We start from the raw sequence: 23,806 nt of genomic DNA, 5'->3' as shown, positions 1-23,806 counted from the left end.
GATATTTGCAAGTTGTACTCGGTCGCTATGGCTCAATCAGTCATTGGAGCTATGATTTACTGCCAGAAACTCTTGTTGCCTAGAATATGAAGTTTTGTGTTTAGATTCAACACTTCTGAGTTTTGATGTAAGTTAAATTACCATGAATGAAATTAATGGGGTTGTTGATTTCATGGGCAACGCCAGCCACCAGCACACCCAAGGCTGACATTTTCTCAGACTCAATTAGTTTGACTTGTAACTGCTTGAGATCCCTCAGCGCCACTTCTAGTTCACGAGTGCGATGCTCCAGATTGGCTTGGGATAGTTCAAAATCTCGAATAACAACTTTAAGGATACGTTCTCTCTCTTCACTCGCATCTTCCAGTTGTCGTCGATCGGCCTCTGAACGCTCTAATTTTTTCGTGAGAACTCGTACTTTCTTCTCTAGCTCTCGTAGCTTTTGCTGATCAGCATTGGCTTCCATAGGACTTTTATGCTGTGCCTAAAAGCAGAGTGACGAAAGTTTCTTGATGATAGTAATTAGAACCCCGTTGTTGAAGTGGTGCAAACTCGCCGTAGGTATAAAAGCCCGCGATCGGCATGACTTTGAGCAGCGCAGTTTTAACTAAATCATATTCTTCCTTGGCTCTTGTTCCCAACAGCCAACGACGACAGCAACAAGAAAAGATCAACACTGCTTCTGGTTCGGTTCCAGGATAATTGTCTAGGGCCATCTTGAAAGAAGTTTCAGAGGCAGCAATCACTTGATCTCGGCTAATTTCAGCCAACTGCACGATCGCGCCTTGGGGGATGTTTCCCAAAAAATTAATGCTGCCTGTTTCTAAGTCGCAGGTGTTGGGAACTCGGAGATAGCAACGATCGCTATCTCCTTCATAAACATAGAGAGGATGCTCTGCGGTAGGAGGGCGATCGCCCAAATATTTTTGGTAAAAGTTCAGCGCCGATTGACCATCAATTTCATACAACACTGTGTTGTGAGATTTGGTGACCGTGCTCTTAGAGCCAATGGGCTGCCAACCGCAACCAGTGCCATGGGAAAAGCGCAAATCTCCAGCAAAAATTAGAACCGGCAGAGCATCGGTGAAGACCTCTGTTCCAAAAAATTGATAGGTTTTCCGGAATCGAAATTGATCGCCTGCGGTTCCACCCACAACGGGGACATTTTTCCCTAAAGCTAGCTCCAATCCTTCCAAAATTTGCTCGCCGCTGGTTGTTGAACCATCAGCCGTATAACTGGCTGGAACTGTGATGCAGAGTTTGGCGGGGGTTAGGCTTTTTTCGGTGGCTTGCTGCACGGCCTGGCGAGCAGCGGCGATCGCGTCCTGTTCAGTTTGGCGACCCACACCCGCGTAAATTTCTACGGTGTCTGAGCAAAATAGCGTTAGGGTCAGCGAGTCTTGTTGAAACCCTAAAATTGAAGATATTTCTCCATCGGTGGTGCAACCAATGAGTTGCAAACCCGGGAAAACCTGATTGATTTTTTGTAAAATTAAGGCATGATCAAAATCAATAGCCGCAAATAACAATCCTGCCTTGGGCAGCATTCCTGCCAATTCACGGGTACATTGCTCTAGCACTTCTTCAATAGCATCTTGGGAGTCAGGATCATCACTATGACCAAGAACTGTTTTGAGCATGTGTCTTTCCTCTGCAAGGGGACTGATCAAGGACTGATCAATGTGATTGGCTTGATTGTCCTGAAAGCTTTACGATGTCAGTCATCTTTCAACAGGAATTATTACCTGACCGACACTGACGATCAAGTTAAGTTTCATGAGCGAAAAATAATAAATGCGCTGCTTAATCTGTAATAGAGAGCACATTTGGCTTAGCGCTCTGCGTCGTTATTACGGTCTGATCAATAATTGCATGGCGAATGTATAAATAATTACCAGCTATTCAGGCATTACAACTATGGGTAGTACCTATAAAGTAAGGATAAGGTATCAAGCGAGCAGCAACGAGGTATTGCATTGATGAATTAATCATCCGATTGCGACCTCGTGATCTACCAAGAATTTGGAAAAAATTGGGCGCGCTGAACTAGCCAAACTAAACGACTAACCCGCTTTTGTTGATCTGGTCTCTTGGCTCGCAGTATCGATCACGATCGGGCGGGCGATACAAACTGATCGCCCCGCAAAGTTTCTGGAAAAGGTTTTAAGGGGTCGATCGGGGAAGTGGCGGCAAAGAGCGCGGCGGGCCGCCGCTGTTGAACATGTTGAACGGCGAAGCGGCGCGGCTTTGGATGAGGGCCTTGAGGCGATCAATCTCCGTCACCAGGCTGAAGGGCCGGAAATCATTCAAAGAAGCCACCTGATCGAGATGAATCAGCGACACATGAATTGGCGTGCTGCCATTGACGGCGGCCGGTTCCGTAATGCTGCCGGGCATGACACGGTAGGCAACCAAAAATCGCTCGCCGCCCACCTCCGCAATTTCGCCCTTCGTGTAATAGTCGCTGGGAGATGCGCCAAAAACCGCCGCCGTCAGAGACAGCATATTGCTGGTTTCAATTTGCCCCGTGACACTAAATACACGCCACCGATCGTCCAATTCCTGAAGCGTGAGGCTGAGGGGAGTCGATCCTTGGAAAAAGCTGGGCGCAACGGTCTCCGCTTGGGCCGGCAACCCGATCGCCCCGATCATCACCACGGGACTCACGAAGCCAAGCAACCATCGCCGCAGATTCGGGTGAATCTTCTGCATAGAATTTTGTTAGAACCGGAGAAAGCGGGACGATTCAGAATAGATTCCGGTCGCGCTTCAGTCATAGCCTAGAAAAAAGCCATCGCTCGTGACTGCTCAATGGTTCTCAATCAATGTTTGCGGTAGTGATTTGCGGTAGTGATTTGCGGTAGTGATTTGCGGTGGGTGATTTGCGGTGGGTGGTTTGCGGTGGGTGGTTTGCGGTGGGTAGCGATTCCTTGGGCTACCGGTGCGTTGGTTGCCGGGGCGATGAGTGGTCTTCAGTGCGGTTGCAGGTTTCAGCGTTGGGTTCCTTGCTATCGTTTTGATGGCGATGGTTGAGGCCCGCCAGCGTTCCATGCGTTTTTCTCCGGCAGGAGGTGCAAATCATGCCAGCCCTTGTGCAATGTGCCCTCAGTGATGCCAATTTGGATGCCAAGTTGGCCCGCAACCAGCGGCAACTGGCGATTTCGGTGGCGGCCCAGGCCGGCCATGGGCGGGTGCGATCGAACCTGTGTTTGATTCTCGATCGCAGCGGTTCCATGCGCGGCCGACCGATGGAGATGGTGAAAGCGGCGGCGCGTCAGTTGGTGGGTCAGTTGGCCCTGGGCGATCGCCTGTCGTTGGTCGCCTTTGACCACGAGGCCCAAGTGATTTTGCCTTGTCAGGAAGTGGCCCCGGAGCCGCTGTCAATTTTGCAGGCGATCGAGGGTTTAGCGGCCGGTGGCGGCACTTGCATTGATGAGGGTCTGAAGCTGGGCATTGAAGAACTGGCGCGATCGCGTAAGGAATCGGGCCTTTTGGGCAATGTCAACGTCGATCACAGCGGAATTTTGCCCACTGCACCCTCGGTGTCGCAAATTTTCCTGCTCACCGATGGGGAAAACGAGCATGGCAACGATCCCCGCTGCTTAAAGATGGCGGAATTGGCCGCGAGCTACGGCATTTCAGTCCATTGCCTCGGGTTCGGCAGCCACTGGAACCAAGACACCCTGGAACAGATTGCCGACGCGGGAGCCGGGGCCCTTTGCTACATCGAACAGCCGGAAGATGCGCCCGCCGCCTTTGAAAGGCTCTTGGCCCGAGTGCAGTCGGTGCAGTTAACCAATGCGCGGTTGTTGTTGGCGTTGGAGTCACCTGTGCGCTTGGCGGAGCTGAAGCCGATCGCCCAGGTGGCCCCGGAAACGGTGGAACTGACGGCGCAGGAGTTGCCCGATGGTCGGCTGGAGGTGCGGTTGGGCGATTTGATGGTGGATGGGCCGCGGGTGGTGTTGGTGAATGCCTATGTGGCCCAGTTGCCGCCCGGGGATCATCGGTTGGTTCAAGTGCAGGTTTGTTATGACGATCCGGCGACGGGTCAGGTGGATCTGCTGTCGGAGCCGATCGCGGTGATTGGGCGATCGCTGGAACTCTTCCACCCAGCTCCCAATGCCCCGGTACAGGCTCACATCGGCGCATTGGCTAAATATCGCCAAACCCAAATTGCCGAAACCAAGCTGCAAACGGGCGATCGCCAAGGTGCAGTGACCATGCTGCAAGCGGCGGCCCAAACGGCTTTGCAAATGGGCGATCGCAACGCGGCGACGGTGCTGCAAACCCAGGCCACCAAACTCCAGGCGGGCGATGACCTGTCGGAGGCCGATCGCAAAAAGACCCGTATTGCCTCAAAAACCACCCTTCGCTAGGGGGGCGATCCCGCCCGATCTCGCCGGGCAACCCCACCCCCGATCGGCTTGGGTTGGCCACCCCTGCGGCCCATACTGGAAAAGGGGTATTTTCCGCATTCCAGACAGCTCAGCGCTGAACATGGCATTGCTGCACTTGGGATTATTTTGGGGGTTATTTAATGAGGTTAAATAACCAATTCTGAGGAACCCCGATCGCCCCCATTGTTTCGCTGAGAGGCTGACCCGATCGTGAACCGTTTTAATTGGAAATCAACCCAAGCTTGGCCCATTCTGATCGCGGCCCTGGGGCCCTGGTTGCTGATTTTAGGGGCGATCGGGCTGCTGAATGCGATCGGTTTAGGGGTGGTGGTGCAGGCGATCGGTTGGTTGCTGTTGCTGGTGATTTTGACCCCGATCGTGCTCAGTGTGGTTGGTTTATGGTGGCTGCGGCACAACTTGGTGGCCGGCCCCTGCCCCACCTGTGGCTATCCCGTCACCACCCTGCGCGGCTTCAGCAGCAACTGCCCGAACTGCGGCACACCCCTGAGCGGTTTGGGGCAAACGGTGCAGCGCCAATCGGCCCCCGGCACGATCGATGTGCAAGCGGTGGAGGTGGGCAAACGAGAGCTAAGAGATGCCACCCCACCCGACCAACGCTATTGAACGCTCTTACAGTTCTCGAATACTCATCTTGAGAACTCATCTTGAGCACTAATTAGTGGGAATTAATTAGTGGAAATCGAGAGTTGATAGGGTTGGCGGCCGCTGGGGTTGCGATCGCCCACAAAGATGTCATAGTTGCCCGCGCCCCAATAGCCCGGCATTTCCGCCACCCCGTTGGCCGCCGGAATGCAAAATTGACCGCTCGGCCCCACCACCAACAGCGTTAAACCATCACCCCCCTGCACCTTCACCCGCAGGGAGCCAAAATCCTGACCCACCGCCAAGCGATGGTTGGGCGCACCGGCCACAAAGCCACAACTAGTGCTAGTGCTGCCGCCGGCCGTGCCCGATCGAAGAACCGGTTCACTCATGCCCGGCCCCAGAGCAATTAAATCGGCCCGGGCCGGCGCTGCCCAAGGCACGATCGTGACGATCGCCAGGCTGGCGGTCAAAATTGAGAAAAATCGGTTGGTTTTCATGGCAGCATCTCCTGATGGTGAGCAGCCGGGCCTCCAAAACTTGGCAGAACGCCGGATCGCGAATAAATCCAGTATGCGGCCCGCGCTCCACCCGATCGTGGAGGTACTTCCTGTTTATGAACTGGCCGCCCTCAGGGAACCCACTCCCCACAAATTCCGCGCGATCTCATGCCGCTAGACTTCACTAGCGAGTAGATAGTGGGCAATGCGTAACCTAAGTTTGATCAAGTTAGGGGCGAAAGACCCGAATAAAAGGCTCTTTGCGGTAGCGACGATAAACATCGAAATCCTGATCTAAAGTTGCAATTTCTGCAATTCGTAATCGTTCTGAAATAGCTACCAATGCTAAATCTGCAAAGTCTCCAGGCAAATCTGAGTATTGCTCATTGAGTTCTACAATTCTTTGAAAATCATGACGATTTAATGACTCACAGCGATAAATATTCTGTGCTAAATGGTTCAGAAAAATATTTTGAACTTGCCAGCTTTTATTCAATAACCAAAGTACTTCCGTGACACAAGCCAAAGTTGTAATCAGTTCACTTCGACAAGTTCTAAAGAAATCAACAACTCGACTGTGGTATCGATCCTCAGCATTATAAAAAGCAATTAAAACGCCTGAGTCCACTAGCACTTTTGCTGGCTTCATGATTGATCTGTAGTGGATTGATGGAGTCGATCAGCCAAGGCTACTCGTCTTAAATCTCGATCAGCCAAATCACCATCATGAAGCCAATGCTCTGGTAATCCACCCATGCGCTCAAGGATCGTCGGTGGCATTTCCTGTGGTTTGAACATGAAGAGTGATCGAATGACAGTCCAAAGTAGTAACCACCGATCTCGCCATGGCAAGGCTAAGGTTGCTTCACGAAGTTCCAGTAAAGTCATGCTTGTGTTTTTCTAATTAATGTTATTTGGGGTTCTGAGCAAGTAATATCTTACACTTCAAATACTATTCCTTTCGGCCCGGGCTGGCGCTGCCCAAGGTACGATCGTGGCGATCGCCTGATAAACTTCTGAAATCTGTTGATCGGTAATCAGACGAATCGATGAATTCATCATTCAACATTCCTGATAGAAATAGAGTGATTGATTGTCTTGCTCCCAGGCTTTATTACAAGAAACTTAAGCCCCTTACCCTCATGATCTCGTGTTGGTAGATTCGGACTATTCCTCAAACATAATTCCTTCATAGAATTCCTCGATCGCCACGGTTAGCCCAATACTTTGCAGTTCGACCCGATCGCCCGATCGATAGCTCAAAATCACCCAATCTCCCGCGCTATTCCTGTGGTAGATATCAACTGCCACCTCTTCGGAACTAACTAACACGTAGTCAATCAGATTTGGATTGCGGCGATATTTTTCAAATTTTTTCCAGCGATCGTAGGATTCAGTACTGGGGGAGAGAACTTCAACAATCAAGCAAGGATAGGTAATGTAAAGTGGATGCTCCCGATCGCGTGGATCGCAAGTCACACTCAGATCAGGATAAATATAATTAAACGTATTAAGAATGTTGATCTTCACATCAGAATTCAAAACTCGACATTGACCACCTCGTACATTAGGACGAATCAACGTAAGAATGTTAATTGCGATCTCACCGTGATTTTGAGTACCGCCGCTCATGGCGTAGACATGACCATCAATTAGCTCGTGCCGTTCGAGCTGTTGGGCTTCCCACTCAAAATAGGCTTCCGGTGTGAAATGGGGCTGATTCTCTCTTGCGGCAACCATTGTTTTTCTCCTGGAATTTTTGGGCTAATTCTATTGTGCTTCAGGTCAACGAGAAAAACATTAGCCAAGCGTCTAACTAGCTTCTGAAGAGGCGGCTATATTGGGTTTCGTGGATCATGCTGCCGATCGAGAGGCCCCAACCACAAGCAAACCAATCATCATCGGTGTCGGCGGTGGCGAGTTGCTGAATTTCAGCAATGGCGGCGGTTAAATCGGGCCATAAATTGAGTAATGTTTGCTGACCTTGGGTTTGACCGATCGGGATGGAACGAACCCCGGCGCTCACCAAATTACTAGCCCAAGATTGTAGATAGGCGGTCAACATTTCTGCGTGGCTCAGTTGCCAATGGGCAGCCAAACTAGCAAAGGCGATCGCGTAGTTTACCGGTTGCAAGTTCAGTGCCACTAAGGTGGCATCGGTTGGGTTGAGATCTTTGGCCAAGGTGACCAACGATCGCCCCATTTGCCAACTTTGTAACCGCAATTCCTCCGTTTCTCGGAGGGCCGAAATCCATTGATTCCAGTGGTGAATGGAGTCCCGATCGCCCTGGTCGATCGCCTGTCGGGCCTTCAACAGGGCCGCCGCTTCCAGGCGAATGCTGCCCACCCGTAACTCCTGCCGCAACCAGTCGGTCAAATCGGCAGCCGATCGCACCCGGCCCTTGTCCACCAAGGTTTCGATCGCCTCGGAATAGCTGAAGGCTCCCACGGGCAAGGCCGGGCTAGCTAATTGCAACAGGGCAAGCGATCGGGACAGTGGCTCACTCATGGTGGTGGGAATGGGCGTGGTCGTGGTGATGGTTATGGGCATGGTGGGCGCGATCGACCGTTGCATAGGCTCCCGGATCCGGCAAAAAGGGAGCGATTTCCTCAATCACCTGGAGGCCGCGTCGCTCCAGCAAATCCTTCAGGGTGGGATCCGGCGCAAGCCGCAAATAGTCGATCGCGATTTCCAGGGGCGCATGGCGGTTGCCCAAATGATAGGCCGCTTGCAACAGGGATAGCCGATCGGGCGATCGCACCGTCAGCACCGGTTCCGGTTGCGCCACCACCCGGCAACAGTCGCCCTGGGCGGTGCGCAGTCGATCGCCCGGCCGCAGCACCGTGCCCCGAGCCAGTTGCAACCAAGCCACCGTCCCATCATCAAGGGTGACCTGTCGGCGCACCTTCACCCGATCTTCAGCAACCAAGGCCAACTGACGCAGGCCATGATCGGCAGCGGCGGGATCGAAGGCGGCAGAATCCTGGGCCTGGGTCTTGGGCAGTTCCGGGCGATCGACCTGAGTGAACACCCAGTGAGGCGGAACTGTGGACTCAGTTGAGTTATTGGGTTGTTGGGTCGAATTTCCCGGGATCACGAGGGCTACTCCAGCACAACTCATTTGATCATTACCCATTCAATTGTCCTACCCGATAAATTGTCCTACCCGATCGCGCCGCCTCTTGACTCTATAGCTTGCTAGAGAGAATAGAGTTGAGCTGTTAGTCAAACTTGCCCTTGTGCAAGCAGGAGAACGAACCCATGACTCAACAGACTTCGACATCGCAATCGTCTAAAGGTCGCCGCACGATCAAAATTGTGGGTGCTGTGGCTGCTGCTTTGACCGTGATCGCGCCGACCGCTGCCTATGCCTCAGGTTGTGGTTGCGGTGGTTCCGGTTCCTGTACCTGCGGTGCGAACTGTACCTGCACGAATTGCGGCAATTAGGGTTGGCAACTCTGACACCGCTTAAGCTGGAGAGAATGTCAAGACAGCGCTGATGATGACGGCCCCGACCGTGCGATCGTGGTCTGCACTGTGGAGTACTGACCACGGCCCCGGCATGATCAACGGTGGGCCGCCATCAACAACGCCGTCAACAATCTCGTTAACCGATCTGCCGATCGACCAGTTCCCAACCGCCCCAGTCTTGAACTTTGAACAAGCTATGACGATAGATTTTGCGGAATGGAGCGATCGCCCATAATTGCCCATAACGTTAATCTCTGGAATTTCAGAAATTTCTGAAATTTCTGAGTCGCTGCCTGGTGTGGGTAGAACATGCCTAAGGTTTCAGTCATCATTCCGGCCTATAACGCGGCGGCTACTTTGCCCGAAACCCTCGCCGCCTTGCGATCGCAGACTTGGACAGATTGGGAAGCGATCGTGGTGGATGATGGCTCTACGGATCAGACGGGGGAGATTGCCCTGCAAACGGCCGATCCGCGAATTCGGGTGTTGCGCCAACCCAATGGAGGTCAGGCGATCGCCCGGAATTGTGGCTTGGTGGCGGCGCGGGGATCCCTGATTGCCTTTTTGGATGCGGATGATTGGTGGACGGCAACGGCCTTGGCCGATCGGGTGGCGGCCTTGGAAGACAACCCGGCCGCTGTGTTGGCCTACAGTTGGACGGACTATGTGGATGATGACAACCAACTGCGTCACCCGGGCTTTCGCGATCGCCATCAGGGCCAGGTGTTCACCGCCCTGTTGCTGAATAATTTCATTGAAAATGGCTCCAATCCCCTGATTCGTCGATCGGCCCTGGAGCAGGTGGGGGGCTTCCAAACGGAACTCATTCCGGCGGAAGACTGGGACTTGTGGTTGCGCTTGGCTGGGTTGGGTGAATTTGTGCTGATTCCCGAGGCCCAAGTGCGCTACCGGGTTTCGGATCGATCGTCCTCGGCCAATTTGCGGCGGTTGGAGCGGGCCTGTAATGCGGTGTTAGAGCGCCATTTGGCCCAGTCGGGGCCAAGGTCTCAGGCTTTGGGGCGATCGGCGCGATCGCGGTTTTATAAAGGGTTAGCCTGCAAAGCGCTGACGGCGGGGCCGCGCGATCGGGGGCGTGGGTGGCGATCGGCTCGGTTGCTGTTGTTGGCCCTGTGGTTTGGGCCGCACCTGTGGCGAGAATGGCGATTTTTGGCAATCCTCAGCGGCAAGATTGGCCTCACGATTCTGTTGGGGCCAACGCGGTTCGATCGCCTGTGGTCGCGATCGGGTGCGTCCAAATTCCTGATCAGAAGCTGATCAAAAACTGATCAAAATCCGTGATACCCAACTCGTAATACTCAACAACTTTCTGCACCTAAGCAGTTAAGGGCGTGGCGCGGGTTTCAATGGCCGCCAGTCGATCGAGCAGCGAAATCGATACATCGTAGGCCGCGCGATAGTCATTTTGACGGTTGGCCTGTTGGGAAATGGACTGATCGGGCAGTAATTCATCAATCAACTCGCTGGCCAAAATTTCCAGCATTTCTGCCAACTGTTTCACCTGCGGATAAACCGCGCGGGAAATCGAGGTTTGCGCCTCATCGCGATCGCCCTTTTTGCCCGATCGGGGTTTGAACTCCAGCCCCCCGGTGGCATCCTCCAACAACTCCAGCGTGGCCAGCAATTGCATGGTGGCTCGGTAGGCCTCCTTCAAGGATTCATATTCCTCCTGGGGCGACTCCACCAACCCATCCGCCAACAGCGCCAACGTGCCAATCACCGCATTCAACCGCAACCGTCCCTCGTAGGACAACCGCTCCACCAACACCACCGATCGCATCCGAATTTGTTCAATCAGTGGATGCCGCTCATCTTCCCAATGGGATTGCTGGACTTGTTCGATCGCCTCCGCCACCCGATCGCTGACCGTCGATCGCCACACATCTTCCGCCACATAGCGCTGAAACGCAGCCCCCTCTTGGGTGGCCGCATAGAGCGACGGCAACCGGTTCAGGGCCCAAGCCATCACACTGCCCGGATCGAAGGCAATCTTCACCCCCTCCGCTTCCAGGGCCCCCAACTGGGAAATGGTTTCCTCCATCACCAGTTTTTCCATGGCGTTTTCGCAGCGCACGGGGGTTTTCGTGGCGCTTTCGGAAAACTGCACCGCGTAAAGGCGAGCATAGTAACCTCGCTTGCTCAGCAACTCCGCATGGGTTCCCACTTCCACCACCTGCCCCTTATCGAGCACGGCGATTTGGTCGGCATTTTGCACCGTGGACAGGCGGTGAGCAATCACGATCGTGGTGCGATCGCGGCTTAACTCGTTAATGGCCTGTTGCACCTGGCGCTCCGAGACCGTATCCAAGGCACTGGTGGCCTCATCCAAAATCAAAATATCGGGGTTGCGCAACAGGGCCCGGGCGATCGCAATTCGCTGCTGTTGGCCCCCAGACAGGCGCACCCCCCGATCGCCCAGCATGGTTTCAAACTGCTCCGGCAAATCCATGATGAAGTCATAGGCATTGGCTCGCCTGGCCGCTTCCATCACGGCCTTGTCTGTTAACTCCTCGCAGCCATAGGCAATATTGGCCCGCACCGTGTCGTTAAACAAAAAGGTGTCTTGGCTGACGATGCCCATGGACTGGTGCAAACTGCGGAGGGAAAACGTGCGCAAATCCTGGCCATCGATCGTGATCCGGCCGCCCGTGGGGTCATAAAACCGAATCATCAAATCTGCCAGGGTGGACTTGCCGGCCCCTGAGGAGCCAACCAGGGCCAGGGTTGTCCCCCGAGGAATGCGCAAACTGACCCGATCGAGCACCCGGCTTTTGTCGCGGCTGGGGTAAGCAAAGGACACATTTTCAAACCGAATTTCTTGCCGCAGACCGGGGAAGGGCACTGCTCCATCGGGCACAAAATGTTTGCCTTGGCGGCTTAAAAAACGCACCATGGCATCCACCGCCGCCGAGCAAAGGGCTAAGTTATTGAGCGCCTTCCCGAGGGTGGTGACAAAGGCAAAAACCCGCGAAATTAAGAATAGGTAAGTTAATAGAATGGCCGCATAGGCTTCGAGGGATCCGGGAAAGACAAATCGCCCAATCCAGACGATCGAGAGCAACGAAGCCACCACCAAAAATTCATTGACCGAAGCCACAAAAGAGCTGAAGGTTTGGGAATGTAAATCCACCCGTTGCCGCTTCAGCAATGTGCCCGTTAAGCGGTTATATTCCAAATCCTCGCTGCTGGTGGCCTTGATTAACCGAATCCCCCCGATCGCCTCCAAAAGCTGACTGGTATAAAGCCGACTGAGCTGCACCCCCCGTTTGCCATATTCCTTGAGTTTTTTGGCAAATCGTTGGTTACTAAGCACCACCAACAGGGCAAAAATACTGGAAATAATCGTGAGTTGCCAGGAAATGGCCACCAATAAACCAATGAAGGTGAGCAAGGTGACCATGGTGGCCACAATTTGCACCACGGTGTTGATTGTGCCCACGGCTCCGCTCATTTCCGAGCCAAGACGTTGAATTAAATCGCCAGCTTTGGTGCGGCTATAAAAATCCAAACCCACCCCGAGGAGCATCCGAATTCCTTGAAATGTGCCGTCATTGACCAGGGCCCGGGACAAGTGCCCCCCAACGGCGGTGCTCAAAAAAGCCAGGATGTTTTTAATCAGAATGGCTCCCACGATGGTGGCCACCATGGCAGCACCCCGCTGCTCTTCGGGCAAGGCATCAAAGGTGGAAAGGAGGTTGCGCACCAGTTCTGGGGCATCGGCTCCGAGGTCAATTTTGCGACCCAAAAAAGCCAGGATGCCCGGAACCAGGAGGGCAATGCTGACACCGTTAAAGATGCCGCTCCAGAAACTCAGAATCACCGTCCCAAGAATCCAAAGCCAATTGCGAAGGGCAATGGCAAACAGTAAACGGTTGCTGGGCGAAAGTTTCATGCCAAGGGGGCCAATCAACAGCGATTGAACAGAAATTGAACAGGAATTGAACAGGGGCTAGACAGTGATCAAACGGTGATTACTTTGCTGTGGCTTCCTGGCGGTTTCCTCGGGGTGCTCTGTTGAAATCGTGACAGAAAATGCAGAATTCGGGAGGCCCCATTGGAGGCCAGCGTTTCTGCATGGACTGCTTGGGGCAGCGGAACAGGAAAGCGGGGCGATCGAGTCCTGCGATCAAAGTATCGCGAAATGTTCAGGGGCTATGGCTAACGCGCCAATCGGTTTTCGCCAATTTTTACCAATTTTCGCCAATATTTTCTATTGAACGGCAATTGAATGGCGATCGGCGGGCGATCGCCCTTGGAAATCCCGAAGCGGCGCACCCCGTCCTGAAGAGGAGATTACGCTCGTGCTTCTGGACGCTGGCCATGCCCACTTTGCTGCCTATCCTGTCAAGTTTTGCCGGTTCCGGTTCGTCCTTGCTGGAAGTGCCGGGGGTTGCTCGGTCTGCCCGTCGATCGAGCCAGAATTTGACCGATCGCCCTCGGGCCAGCCGTTCGATCGCCCGTTCCGCCGCGGCCGGCAGTTGGAACCAAGAGCTATATCAACGGTTGCGGCTGTCCTTGGGGTTGGGGTTGCGGCGGCAGGTGTTTTTGGTGGTTTGTGATGACTTGCCCCTGCGCGATCGACTGGCGGGACGGTTGGCCCAGGAGTTGCCCGCGCCGCAGTTAACCACCTTGCGCCTGGAACCCCATCAACCCACCCTGGCGGGGGCGATCGAGTCCCTTTCCGAAACCACGGTGCAACTGTTGGGGGTGGAACAACTGACCCGGCAAGCGGCCCGGCTGCAACGGCAATTTTTAGCGGAATTGGAAGCCTTGGCCAGCAATTGGGCCCATGGAAATTTGAGTCTGTTGTTGTGGGTTCCCCGACCTTGGCTATACACGATTCGGGAATCGGCTCCGCAGTTTTGGGCCTGTTGCACGGGCACGTTTGAGTTTGAAGGCCAGCCAGCGGTGTTGCTGAATCCCTTGTCGGGAGCCGATCGGGCAGCATCCTGGGTTGGGCGCGATCGGGGACGGCCGACCCTGACGGTGTTGCCCCGACCCAACGAAGGAGCCAAGCCGATTGTGCCGCCCTGTCCGCCCGCGCCGACGATGTGGGAGCGGTGGGTGATGGAAGCCACGGCGGCCCGCGCCAAGGCTGCGGCCAAGGGAGTGGCGGCGGAGGTGGCCCGGGCCAGCTTGGAAACGGCGGCCCAATGCTATCAACGGGCGATCGACTGGGTGAAAACTCACGGAGAGCCGGCCGCCCTGCGATCGCTTTACTACGATCTGGGCGGAGTTTATGGCGATTGGGTGCGCTGGGGCGATCCGGCCTGGGCTTGGGAGCGGGCGGTGCTGGCCTACCGAGCGGCGATCGGGGATGGCTCCGGTGGCGATCGGGCTTGGCGAGTGGCGGCCCGCAATAATTTGGGCACGGCCCTTTGGAGTTGGGCCCGCTATGGCGACTCGGTGGCCCGGTTGCAAGGGGCGATCGACAGTTACCGAGCAGCTTTGGCGGACTATGCAGAACAGCCAGGGGCCGAGCCGGCCGCCGGGCGATCGCATCCCGGTGATGAGCGTCTGCCACCCGACTTGCTCTATGGCACGGTGCAGGCGAATTTGGGAACCGCCTACCTAAACCTGGCCCAAGTGGATGTCCAAGAACAATGGCTGCTGCTGGCCGCCAGCGCCTTTGAAGCGGCCTTGCCCTATCGCAGCCCGGCCGATCGCCCCGCCGCCTATGCGGCCACCCAAAACAACCTGGGCACAACCTATTGGCAACTGGGGCGGCAACTGCAACCGCTGGATCCCCAACGGCGGCGAGACTGCTGGCAACGGGCCGCCCAGGCCTATGCCCAAGCCCTGACCATTGACCCCACCATTCCCGTTGGGTTCGATCGCGCCGCCGCCGCCAGCCAGTTGGCCTGGATTTACTTACAGTTGGGCATCGATTCCTACTTGCCCCTGACGGTGAGCGATCGGGCAGTCCAGCTCGATCGGGCCCTCGCGACCTACGTGCAAATTCTGACCGCCCATGGGGATCAGCCTCCCCTGCGCGATCGGGCCCTCAGCGGGGCGATCGCCACCATTCGCGCCATCTATCAACATCTGGGCCTTGAGGGCCAAAGCCGCGCCCTCTCCAGCATGCCCGGCCAATGGCTGCCGGCCGTGATTGATCGCCTCACCCACTAATCCTTCGTCCTTCTGCCCCGAGCACCCACCCACCAGAGCACCCACCCACCACACAAGGGGTTTAAACTCCTTGCCCCCGAGGATCCTGTGGCCCCTGGGACTCTCGCAGCGGATGCTTGGTGAATGCTTAGTCGATCACCCTGGCCAGCCCAAAAAAATGCGCCAAACCCGGGGGATGCTATCCCGAAGTTTGGCGCGTCAACCATTCGTTATCAATCAGTTCTGAAGAAGCTTTGGATTAGAGGAGTCGCTTTGGAATTCAAAACGCAACCCTACCCGATCGGCACACAAACGATTGCTAGACGATGGCGGTGCGAGGAGTGGAAACTATTTTTGGCACACCAACTTTTAGCACATTGCGGCCCGAGTCTTGCGAAATTGCAGGTCTCCTTTGGGCGCGCGCCCTGCCAAAACCTGGGTGAGTTCGATGCACCCTGAATGACCAGGTAGTTTCAAGATCGGGCGATCGCCCCTTACAGCGCACCCAGGTAGGACAAGCCCAGGATCGTCCCCAACCCGAGAATGTGGCCAAAGCTCGTGGTGGCCAGCAGGGCGGGGAAACCCATCCCCCCAAACAGAGCGGGCGAGGGCAGGGCCGGAGCCGCACTGGGATACTTAATCGAGTATTTGCCGATGGCGATCGCCAGCACATTGCAAGCAATCATCACCGCACCCACCTTCGGACTCCATTCGAGAGTCGTGGGGACAGCCGCCAGCAAGGACAAGGAAACGTTCAGCATAGATTCTGAAGGGGTGAAACGCCCGAAACACAGCAAATTTGAGGCTATCTTGAACCGAAACCTTGGGGAACGGTGGAGTTTGTTTGCAAGATTTAACGTTTCTTTGAAGAGTTCCAGCAATTTCTTAAGCGGCCCCCTGAGGGGCCCTGCGGAATATTGCGAGTCTTCCGATCTCCTATTCTGATCCCTCAGACCCAACCGATCGCCCGAGATCGCCTAAGATTGCCCGATCGCCCGCCCCCAGACTCGCCCCAGACCGGTTTGGCCCTCGGATTCCCACGAAGGACAACCCCGCGTGGCACAATAGCCCCCGGATTCCCCATTCGCTTCAGTTCCCCATCAACCGGCTCAAGGCGCGATCGACCATGCAAGTCGTTAACCAATGGTTCACCCTCGGGCGCAATACCCTGCGCGATCGCCCCAATCTGCGCCATGTTTGCATCGTGGCCGCCCTGTTCGGCGCAGTGACCCTGATCCTGGGTTTGCACCGCTACTTCACCCTCTACGCCTCCTACGATCAGGGCATCTTTAACCAAGTTTTTTGGAATAACCTGCACGGGCGCTGGTTCGAGAGTTCCCTCTCCTCCTCCCTCTCCAGTGCCGTCAAACAAGATGGGCAAGCCGCCGAAGTGTTCTATCGCCGTTTGGGGCAACACTTCACCCCCGCCTTGCTCCTGTGGCTGCCAATTTATGCCCTCCATTCCCAAGCAGTCACCCTGGTGTTTTTGCAAGTAGGACTAATTACCGCCGCTGGCTTTGTGCTGTATGCCCTGGCCCGGCAACACCTCAGTGGCCCCGTTTCCGCTTGGATTGTCACGGGCTACTATGCGGCCAACGCCGTCATTGGCCCCACCTTTTCCAACTTTCACGATCTGTGCCAAATTCCGCTCTTTTTCTTCACCATTTTGTTGGCCATGGAAAAGCGGATTTGGTGGCTGTTTTGGCTGGTGGCAGGCCTCAGCTTATTGGTGCGTGAAGATCAAGGGATTGGGTTATTTGGCATTGGGGCTTACATGGTCTTGAGTCGCCGGTTTCCATCCCAAGGATTGGGGCTTTGCACCCTGTCGTTTCTGTATGTGGTGACCTGTACCAATGTATTCATGCCCTTCTTTTCGCCAGATATTTCTAAGCGATTCATGATTGAGCGCTTTGGGCAATATGTGGGAGAGGAAGAAGCTTCCTCGATCGACATTTTGAAAGCCATGTTGACCCAGCCTTGGCTGTTGGTTTGGGAGCTTGTGAATCCGCCCTTTGAAACATTGAAATATTTGGCGGGTCACTGGTTGCCTTTGGCTTTTGTGCCGGCCTTGTCTCCCGCCAGTTGGATTATTTCTGGGTTCGGGTTGCTGAAAATTTTCTTGCAGCAAGGGGAATCGGCCCTGTCCATTAATATTCGCTACGCGATCACGATCGTGCCGGGGATGTTCTATGGGGCAATTTTGTGGTGGAAGTCCCATGGCGATCGATTTAAACAACCGAAATTTCGGCGGTTTTGGGCCGCTTGCATTGCCCTCTCGTTGTTGTTTTCCTTCACGTCTAACCCCCATCGAGCTTTATATTTTCTGATTCCCGATTCGGTGCAGCCTTGGGTTTATGTGTCGCTGCCGGAACAGTGGAGCCATGTGGGCCATGTGCGCAAGGTTTTGGCCCAAATTCCTGAGGATGCGAGCATTGCGGCCACGACCTATTTGGTTCCGCCCCTTTCCAGCCGCCGAGCGATTATTCGCCTCCCTTGGACGGAAATTCGCCGTGATGATCAACAGATTTATTTCGCTGATTATTTGGTGGCGGATACTTGGCATTTAGCCCGCTATCAGGTGGCCTTCAGCAAGGAACGGGGGGAATTGCGGGAGTTTGTTCCCTTAGTCGATCGCACGTTGGCCCAAGGCCAATACGGGGTGCAAATGGTAGAAGATGGGGTAGTTTTGCTGAAGCTCAATACCCCTTCGGATCCGGCGGCTTTGGCTGCTTGGAATCAACGGCGATCGGAGCTATTGCCGCTGATTCAGCCCACCCAATCCTAGAGGCAAATTAAGCAGAATCAAGCAGATCAATTTGGGCTGTTCAGACATGCTCAACAGTGGCTGAATTGGGGATGCAAATACAGGAGGAAAATCGATGGCAATTCGGATTGGTAATGGCTATGACATTCATCGCCTGGGGCCCGATCGGGACTTGATCTTGGGCGGCATCAAAATCGATCACGAGTTGGGATTAGAAGGCCACAGCGATGCGGATGTGCTGACCCACGCAATTATGGATGCGATGTTGGGGGCCCTCAGCTTGGGCGATATTGGTCACTACTTTCCGCCCACGGATCCCCAATGGAAAGGGGCAGACAGCCTGAAACTTCTGGCGCAGGTGAACCAGCTTTTGCGCGATCGGGGTTGGCAGGTCAGCAACATTGACTCGGTGGTGGTGGCGGAACGGCCCAAACTGAAACCGCACATCAACGCCATCCGATCGCGCCTTGCGGCAGTTTTGGGCATTGAACCCGATTGCGTTGGCGTGAAGGCCACCACCAACGAAAAATTGGGCCCTACGGGACGCGAGGAGGGCATCTGTGCCTATGCCGTGGCGCTCTTGGAAACCGCTGCTTAGGGGATGCCTGAGGCTGGCTGGTTGTGACGACTAGCGAGGGTTGGCGGGCGCTGCGTTGGGGCTGGGGTTGGGCTGAATTTGGGGTTGGGCTGGCTGGAAGGGTTTTTGCTTGCTGTCCATGATCGGCCGCACCAGGGCAAAGCTAATGCCAAAGGCCGTCATGGCAATCAGGGCGATCGCCAAAATGGGCCAAATGCCAGAGCTGGACTCGCCGGAGCCGCCGTTGGGGGTCGATCGCCCAAAGTTGCCCAAGCCTCCCAGCCGGGTCGATTGCGGTTCGTTGGCGGCTCCATAGAACTCTGCCATGGGTTCCAAGTCTGGCAAGGCGTTCCAATCGCTCACGGCCGCTTGCTGGAACGGATCTCCCGCGATCGGGGCGTTGGGGGCCAAGGCGGGCTGGGGCGGCCTGGCGGCCATTGGCGGTGGCGGGGCGATCGGGGCGCTGGGCGCAACACTCAAGGGATTGGGATCTAAGGGGCGCGGGGCATCCTGGGGCGTGGCGTTGGCCCGTAGGGTGGCCACGGCTTCCGCCAAGGCATCCAAGTCCGATCGCAGGCGATCGCGCTGTTGGGTCAGTTGGGCATTGTGCTTTTGCACCGCTTCCAACATGGCGCGGGTAGCTTGCAGCTCCGAAGCCAATTGGCGATAAACCGCCACGGGAATTGTGCCTTGGGAACCGCTTGGCCCGGATGACACAAGGGACTTCGGCGAAACGTTGCTATCCATAGCTCAACTCAACCCAACGTTGAATAACGGCAAAGACTCCCGGCCATTATCAACGATCGCCCTCAGGATCGACTGCCCAATCTGGGTTGTGGACTGGCGCGATGTGGATTTCCCAATCGGGCTGGGGCGATCGCACGGCCGATCGCCCGTGGCCGAAATGGAGCCGGTTGGCTGGAGTCAGTCCATCAAGTTTTGTAAACTGTTCTCCAGTCTCGCAACCTCACAGAGCCACAGTCATGAGCCAAGCCACCGCTGACACCGCCCACGAACCCGTGAAATACGGTGAGCGCCAAATCGAAGAAGGACAATTGATCACCTTCCCCAATCCGCGGCCGGGTCGGATCTATCATGTGCAAATTAGCTTGCCGGAATTTACTTGCAAATGCCCCTTTTCCGGCTATCCCGACTTTGCCAAAATTTCGATCGACTATGTGCCCGATCAAAAAGTTGTGGAACTGAAGGCGATCAAGCTCTATATCAACAGCTACCGCGATCGCTACATTTCCCACGAGGAATCCATTAACCAAATTTTGGACGACTTTGTGGCAGCCGCTGATCCGTTGGAAGCGACGATCGTCGGTGATTTTAACCCCCGTGGCAATGTCCACACCGTGGTGGAAGTGCGCCACCAAAAACCCGCCCAAGCCTAGCCCAATTTCGGAGTCGATCGCGTGAGCCAACCTTGGCGACAAATTACCCAACAACCCTGGGGATCCATGGCCGGTGCGGCGGCCCTCAGCCTCGCCCTGGCCATGGCGATCGACCAAGGAGTAATTGTCCTGGCCGAAGCCTGGCCGCCCCTCGCGGCGGGGCTGATGGGGTTGGGATCCTGGTCTATTTTTTTAATCCTGGCGATCGGGCTGGGTGTGGGAGCCTTGGCGGTGCATTGTGCCGAGCGGCTGTTTCCGCAAGTGCGACTCAATGGGGGCAGCCTGTGGACCCTGGTGGCTTGTGTGGGGGGCGAGCTGGGTCTTTTGAGTTTGTTGCCGTTGCCGGTGTTGCTGATTTCCTTCAGCGAGCTGATGGTGATGGCGATTTTGGTCGGTGTGTTTTGGCGGGGCCGGGCCTACTGGCGTTGAGCCAGATTGACAGCTTTCCAAGATTTCTAGATTTCTAAAATCCCAATTTCTAGATTTCTAGAATCCCAATTTCTAAATTTCTAAAAGACTGCATCCAAAACGCGATCGGGTGACGTACTCCAATCGAGCGATCGCGCAGGGTGGCTGATCTCAGTGCAGCCTGTTGGCCAATGGGCCTGGTGTGCAATAGGCGTGCCATAGGCGCGCAATATTTTTGTGCAACTTTCAGTACAACCGGCCGTTAGTGCAACCGGCTTTTAGTGCAACCGGCCTTGCTTCTGCGCGATCGCCCCGAGGTCTCAAACCCGATTTTGATTTCAGGATGATCTTTCATGCGCCATAATCCATTGCCCCGTCCTGTTGCCCAAGGTGCTGTTTCTGCCGTTCGCTGGCGATTGTGGGTGCGATCGGCCCTGTTGTTTGTGCTTAGTGGTTTGCTAACTGTTGTATTTCACGGTTTTGCCCTGGCTCCAGTGGGTGGCCAAGGGGCGGCCTGGGCGGGCGATCGCCCTATGCTCGTGGAAGCGAGCCAGTTTGGCCCGATGCAGCCAGCAAATTTGCTCGATCGCGCTGTGCATCAAAATCTGCAAGCAGCCAAGGCAACCCTGTTGGCCAGCGGAGCCAAAGCCAGCGAGCTAAAAACCTTTGTGGCCAAAATGAGCACCGCCGAAACAGTGCCCGTGCGAGCTAACAGCGGCGCTTGGGGAACCGTGGGAGCCGTCCTGTCGGGTAACCGCTTGGTGGTGCGGGGCAGTTTTCGGGAGCTATCCAGCCCCCTGCGCAACTACGTTACGGATCCCGTTAGCCCCCCGAACCCGAACATCACCTCCGCCTTTCACATTCACCGAGGCATGGCCACCGAAAATGGCCCTTTCCAATACGCCCTGCAAGTGATGACCGATGACAGTGGCTTGCTGGGCAGCGCCATGGGTGACTACATGCTCACGGTGGAACAGTTGGATGCGTTGAGCAAGGGGATGCTCTATGTGGATTTGCACACCACTAAAAACCGTGGTGGCGAGTTGCGGGCTGTGTTGAAGCCGCTTTAGCTTCTCCCTTGACTGAAGCACGGAGGCGCTCAGCTTTGGGGTTGACGGACTCCCCGCGATCAATCGACGGGGAGCCGGCCGCTGGCTAGAGTGCAGCGGGAAATTGCAGAAAGTTAGGGTCTGAAACTCCGCGCTTTTGGAGCGTGCTAGGCTGCAATTGGCCGCGAGGTTCGTGGCTTCAGTCTGTGGGTGTGCAATTCTCGAGCTGCCTGTGGTGGGGAGAATGCCAACAGCATTACGCAGACCGATGCTTCGCCCGTGGCCCCAGCCCTCAGAGGCTCAGGATTGCCGGTATCAAGACAGCCAGATCCACCGCCATTGCCTATGGATGCCCAATCCCCTGAGCTTGGCTCCGGCCCAGATTGGGCAGCGGAGGAAAAAAGCCGAGTTGTGGGCTCGCCCGAGCTGAGTGATGCGGTTCTGTGGCAGGCGCTGCGACGGGGGGAGCGGGCCGCCTTGGGGCAGCTCTACGATCGCCATGTGGGGGTAGTCTATGCGATCGCCCTGCGATTGTTGGGTAATGTGCAGGATGCGGAAGATTTAACTCAGGAAATCTTTTTGCAACTTGGGCGCAGTGCCTATGACCCCGATCGGGGATCCTTGCGCACATTTTTGGCAATTTTGACGCGATCGCGCGGCCTCGATCGGCTGCGGGCCCAACGCCGGGCGCGGGCTTCCTTGGAAACTTGGCAAACGGAACAACAACAGGCCATCGCTCAACCGCCGGATCTGTTGGCGGAGTCGCTTGATCAAGCCGAGACGGCGGCCCAGGTGCGTGCGGCCCTGGCCCAACTGTCTGAAAATCAGCGCCAAGTTTTGCAGTTAGCCTACAGCGACGGCCTGAGCCAGTCGGCCATTGCTGAGCGCCTTGGTCTTCCCCTCGGAACGGTCAAAGCTTGGGCCCGACGGGGATTGTTGAAGCTGCGCCAAACCTTGCAGCCCGCTGTGGAGGATGCCTAGCCCCATGAGTTCTCCCATCCTTCCCCCCAATTCCGACGGCTCCAACCCCGTGCCCGAGCCAGCCCCCGTCGAGCCGTTGACCAATGCTGACGCAACCGATCTCGCCCTGGAGCCGATCGAGCCGATCGAGGTGGATTGGTTGTTGGCGGGCTATGTGTTGAATGATTTGGATTCGGATGAGGCGGCCGCCCTGGCCCAACGGTGGGATGAGGCGGCGATTCAACAAACCTTGCAAGAACTGCAAACCAGTTGGGACTTGGTGAACTTGCCTGCGCCCGTGCAGCCTGCTGCTGCCTTGCGATCGCGCATTTTGGCGGAAGCTGACCCAGCGGCTCGATCGCTGGACTCCTCACCACCGGGGCCATTGGCATTGTCCGCCGCGTCGGAGTCGGCTTCACCATCGCCCCCCTTCACCCGATCGACCCGATCGACCTGGTGGGCAGAAGTTCAGCAACTGCCTCGCTGGGCCCAACGGGCCGGTTGGGCAGCGGCGGCGATCATTGCGGCTTTGACGGCAAGTAATTGGTGGTTGTGGCGATCATTGCAAACCCAACAGGCCCAAGCGCCCGGCCGCCCGATCGTGGTGGTGTTGCGCACCGCCAATCAGGAATCGCCTGCTGGCCGAACCAACGCAGCGGTGGCGATCGAGGTTGATCCGTCCCGGATGGTCGGTCGTTTGCGAGTGGATCAATTGCCGCCCCTCGCGCCGGGCAAGGTCTATGTGCTCTGGACGGTGGTGGATCCCCAGGCTCCATTCACAACGGATCATAAAAATGCCATCTTGACCCATGTGTTTTCGGTGAATCAACCGAGCGATCGGGTTCAAAATTTAGTGTTGCCGAAGGCCTTTTTAGATCTTGAATATGTCAAGGCGTTGGCCATTTCGGTTGAAGATGCCAAAGCGCCCCAACGCCACCAATCACCGCCCATTTTGATTGAACGTCTTTAATTAAGTGCCGCTGATCTAGCCTTCAGTGATCTGAAACTTCAGCCCAGATTTTCCTAGGTTCTCGGATCCGTTTTCCAAAGCACCATAAAAGCGCCACTACTATTGGTCAGCTTCACCAAACTGAAAAAGAAAGTGATGCCACCGGTATTTTTAGCCATGAACAATTTGGACCCGCCGTAGTTGGGATCCATTTCCGTGACTTCAAATCCCAGTTTTTGCGATAGGGTTGGCTCAATGTAATCCAAATAAGCAGCATTGGCGGACATTTGAGGAATTGCCAACGAGGCAAAGGCCCCGCGATCGACCAAAATTTGGCCATCGGCTCCCACAAAATCCCCATAAATTCCCTCAGGAATAGTTTCAGGAATACTGACCATAAATTCCTGAAGCGTGGCCTCATCATTCGTGCCACTTTCCAGCAATTTAGCCAGGATCTCTTTGCTTAATTCATCCACCAATCCCTTGCCGCTGCCGGTGCTGTCGCCGCCCGCCTGATTCACGGGGGGCGTGTTGACCGGCGGCGTATTGGCTAAGGGATCTTCGCCTTGGGGATCGGGCTTGGGGGTGGGTTCCGGCTTTGCGG

General features: G+C 55.6%; 25 protein-coding genes and 1 pseudogene. 14 read left to right on the top strand and 12 right to left on the bottom strand.

The window, feature by feature from the left end; translation table 11 throughout:
* Nucleotides 1-106: 106 nt before the first annotated feature.
* The 3 genes from AMR42_RS17105 to AMR42_RS17095 form a co-directional block, all read right to left on the bottom strand.
* Nucleotides 107-466: a histidine kinase dimerization/phospho-acceptor domain-containing protein gene (locus AMR42_RS17105; RefSeq protein WP_099534862.1), complete on the bottom strand. Its 360-nt coding sequence runs from the start codon at nucleotides 464-466 to the stop codon at nucleotides 107-109.
* A gap of 7 nt (nucleotides 467-473) precedes the next feature.
* Nucleotides 474-1,640, bottom strand: a complete 1,167-nt coding sequence (locus AMR42_RS17100; RefSeq protein ID WP_099534861.1) for an FIST signal transduction protein — start codon at nucleotides 1,638-1,640, stop codon at nucleotides 474-476.
* Nucleotides 1,641-2,163: 523 nt separating this feature from the next.
* Nucleotides 2,164-2,712 (bottom strand): hypothetical protein, encoded by a 549-nt coding sequence (locus tag AMR42_RS17095; protein WP_099534860.1) that lies wholly within the window; start codon nucleotides 2,710-2,712, stop codon nucleotides 2,164-2,166.
* 368 nt (nucleotides 2,713-3,080) lie between these two features.
* On the opposite strand from AMR42_RS17095, the gene AMR42_RS17085 reads away from it, so the two are divergent.
* Both AMR42_RS17085 and AMR42_RS17080 read left to right on the top strand, forming a co-directional pair.
* A complete protein-coding gene (locus AMR42_RS17085; protein ID WP_099534858.1) occupies nucleotides 3,081-4,376 on the top strand; it encodes a VWA domain-containing protein in 1,296 nt (431 codons plus the stop codon).
* Between the two features lie 231 nt (nucleotides 4,377-4,607).
* Nucleotides 4,608-5,021, top strand: coding sequence for a hypothetical protein (locus tag AMR42_RS17080; protein WP_099534857.1), 414 nt, complete (start codon nucleotides 4,608-4,610; stop codon nucleotides 5,019-5,021).
* 62 nt (nucleotides 5,022-5,083) lie between these two features.
* Here AMR42_RS17080 and AMR42_RS17075 read toward each other — a convergent pair whose 3' ends face one another.
* Nucleotides 5,084-5,500: a hypothetical protein gene (locus AMR42_RS17075; RefSeq protein ID WP_099534856.1), complete on the bottom strand. Its 417-nt coding sequence runs from the start codon at nucleotides 5,498-5,500 to the stop codon at nucleotides 5,084-5,086.
* On the opposite strand from AMR42_RS17075, the gene AMR42_RS20065 reads away from it, so the two are divergent.
* Complete coding sequence (locus tag AMR42_RS20065; protein WP_143473162.1) at nucleotides 5,499-5,678, top strand: hypothetical protein; 180 nt, start codon at nucleotides 5,499-5,501, stop codon at nucleotides 5,676-5,678. The two genes, AMR42_RS17075 and AMR42_RS20065, sit on opposite strands and share 2 nt — an antisense overlap.
* Before the next feature lie 51 nt (nucleotides 5,679-5,729).
* Here AMR42_RS20065 and AMR42_RS17070 read toward each other — a convergent pair whose 3' ends face one another.
* From AMR42_RS17070 to ureE, 4 genes are all read right to left on the bottom strand, one after another.
* Nucleotides 5,730-6,149 carry a type II toxin-antitoxin system VapC family toxin gene (locus tag AMR42_RS17070; protein ID WP_099534855.1) on the bottom strand — a complete coding sequence of 140 codons (420 nt, stop codon included), beginning with the start codon at nucleotides 6,147-6,149 and terminating at the stop codon, nucleotides 5,730-5,732.
* 518 nt (nucleotides 6,150-6,667) lie between these two features.
* The gene (locus AMR42_RS17065; protein ID WP_099534854.1) at nucleotides 6,668-7,240 is read right to left on the bottom strand and encodes a Uma2 family endonuclease; all 573 of its coding nucleotides are present in this window, start codon (nucleotides 7,238-7,240) and stop codon (nucleotides 6,668-6,670) included.
* Between the two features lie 76 nt (nucleotides 7,241-7,316).
* Complete coding sequence (locus AMR42_RS17060; RefSeq protein WP_234407069.1) at nucleotides 7,317-8,075, bottom strand: urease accessory protein UreF; 759 nt, start codon at nucleotides 8,073-8,075, stop codon at nucleotides 7,317-7,319.
* On the bottom strand, nucleotides 8,002-8,598 hold the full coding sequence (ureE, locus tag AMR42_RS17055; RefSeq protein WP_234407068.1) for an urease accessory protein UreE: 597 nt from the start codon (nucleotides 8,596-8,598) through the stop codon (nucleotides 8,002-8,004). The genes AMR42_RS17060 and ureE overlap by 74 nt, the downstream gene beginning before the upstream one ends.
* Before the next feature lie 164 nt (nucleotides 8,599-8,762).
* Here ureE and AMR42_RS20060 point away from each other — a divergent pair, with 164 nt between their 5' ends.
* From AMR42_RS20060 to AMR42_RS17050, 3 genes are all read left to right on the top strand, one after another.
* Entirely contained in the window at nucleotides 8,763-8,948 is a 186-nt protein-coding gene (locus tag AMR42_RS20060) for a hypothetical protein (RefSeq protein ID WP_143473161.1), read from the top strand.
* Nucleotides 8,949-9,003: 55 nt separating this feature from the next.
* The gene (locus AMR42_RS20695; RefSeq protein WP_158234527.1) at nucleotides 9,004-9,207 is read left to right on the top strand and encodes a hypothetical protein; all 204 of its coding nucleotides are present in this window, start codon (nucleotides 9,004-9,006) and stop codon (nucleotides 9,205-9,207) included.
* 74 nt (nucleotides 9,208-9,281) lie between these two features.
* Nucleotides 9,282-10,247, top strand: coding sequence for a glycosyltransferase family A protein (locus tag AMR42_RS17050; protein ID WP_099534852.1), 966 nt, complete (start codon nucleotides 9,282-9,284; stop codon nucleotides 10,245-10,247).
* A 58-nt stretch (nucleotides 10,248-10,305) separates the two neighbouring features.
* Here AMR42_RS17050 and AMR42_RS17045 read toward each other — a convergent pair whose 3' ends face one another.
* Nucleotides 10,306-12,882: an ATP-binding cassette domain-containing protein gene (locus AMR42_RS17045; RefSeq protein WP_099534851.1), complete on the bottom strand. Its 2,577-nt coding sequence runs from the start codon at nucleotides 12,880-12,882 to the stop codon at nucleotides 10,306-10,308.
* Nucleotides 12,883-13,310: 428 nt separating this feature from the next.
* On the opposite strand from AMR42_RS17045, the gene AMR42_RS17040 reads away from it, so the two are divergent.
* Nucleotides 13,311-15,119: a hypothetical protein gene (locus AMR42_RS17040; RefSeq protein WP_099534850.1), complete on the top strand. Its 1,809-nt coding sequence runs from the start codon at nucleotides 13,311-13,313 to the stop codon at nucleotides 15,117-15,119.
* Between the two features lie 473 nt (nucleotides 15,120-15,592).
* On the opposite strand, the gene psaK is transcribed toward AMR42_RS17040, so the two are convergent.
* The gene (gene psaK / locus AMR42_RS17035; protein WP_099534849.1) at nucleotides 15,593-15,859 is read right to left on the bottom strand and encodes a photosystem I reaction center subunit PsaK; all 267 of its coding nucleotides are present in this window, start codon (nucleotides 15,857-15,859) and stop codon (nucleotides 15,593-15,595) included.
* 365 nt (nucleotides 15,860-16,224) lie between these two features.
* Here psaK and AMR42_RS17030 point away from each other — a divergent pair, with 365 nt between their 5' ends.
* On the top strand, nucleotides 16,225-17,883 hold the full coding sequence (locus AMR42_RS17030) for a DUF2079 domain-containing protein (RefSeq protein WP_099534848.1): 1,659 nt from the start codon (nucleotides 16,225-16,227) through the stop codon (nucleotides 17,881-17,883).
* 94 nt (nucleotides 17,884-17,977) lie between these two features.
* Nucleotides 17,978-18,460, top strand: coding sequence for a 2-C-methyl-D-erythritol 2,4-cyclodiphosphate synthase (gene ispF, locus AMR42_RS17025; RefSeq protein WP_099534847.1), 483 nt, complete (start codon nucleotides 17,978-17,980; stop codon nucleotides 18,458-18,460).
* Nucleotides 18,461-18,490: 30 nt separating this feature from the next.
* On the opposite strand, the gene AMR42_RS17020 is transcribed toward ispF, so the two are convergent.
* Nucleotides 18,491-19,186, bottom strand: coding sequence for a septum formation initiator family protein (locus tag AMR42_RS17020; protein WP_143473160.1), 696 nt, complete (start codon nucleotides 19,184-19,186; stop codon nucleotides 18,491-18,493).
* Nucleotides 19,187-19,422: 236 nt separating this feature from the next.
* Here AMR42_RS17020 and queF point away from each other — a divergent pair, with 236 nt between their 5' ends.
* The 5 genes from queF to AMR42_RS16995 all read left to right on the top strand — a co-directional run bounded on the left by queF (nucleotide 19,423) and on the right by AMR42_RS16995 (nucleotide 23,223).
* Nucleotides 19,423-19,836, top strand: coding sequence for a preQ(1) synthase (gene queF, locus AMR42_RS17015; protein WP_099534845.1), 414 nt, complete (start codon nucleotides 19,423-19,425; stop codon nucleotides 19,834-19,836).
* Nucleotides 19,837-19,857: 21 nt separating this feature from the next.
* Nucleotides 19,858-20,265, top strand: a complete 408-nt coding sequence (locus AMR42_RS17010) for a peptide chain release factor 1 (RefSeq protein ID WP_099534844.1) — start codon at nucleotides 19,858-19,860, stop codon at nucleotides 20,263-20,265.
* A gap of 332 nt (nucleotides 20,266-20,597) precedes the next feature.
* Complete coding sequence (locus AMR42_RS17005; protein ID WP_099534843.1) at nucleotides 20,598-21,314, top strand: CHRD domain-containing protein; 717 nt, start codon at nucleotides 20,598-20,600, stop codon at nucleotides 21,312-21,314.
* Between the two features lie 324 nt (nucleotides 21,315-21,638).
* Nucleotides 21,639-22,274, top strand: a complete 636-nt coding sequence (locus AMR42_RS17000) for a sigma-70 family RNA polymerase sigma factor (protein ID WP_099534842.1) — start codon at nucleotides 21,639-21,641, stop codon at nucleotides 22,272-22,274.
* 4 nt (nucleotides 22,275-22,278) lie between these two features.
* Complete coding sequence (locus AMR42_RS16995; protein WP_099534841.1) at nucleotides 22,279-23,223, top strand: anti-sigma factor; 945 nt, start codon at nucleotides 22,279-22,281, stop codon at nucleotides 23,221-23,223.
* 53 nt (nucleotides 23,224-23,276) lie between these two features.
* Here the strand turns inward: AMR42_RS16995 and AMR42_RS20690 are convergent.
* Nucleotides 23,277-23,806: pseudogene (locus tag AMR42_RS20690) on the bottom strand (hypothetical protein); the annotation flags it as partial.

Origin of the sequence: Limnothrix sp. PR1529 (assembly GCF_002742025.1) — a bacterium.
Taxonomy (GTDB): Bacteria; Cyanobacteriota; Cyanobacteriia; order CACIAM-69d; family CACIAM-69d; genus CACIAM-69d.
Note: the sequence above shows the minus strand (reverse complement) of the source record. Positions and strands in the feature narration are given on the sequence as shown.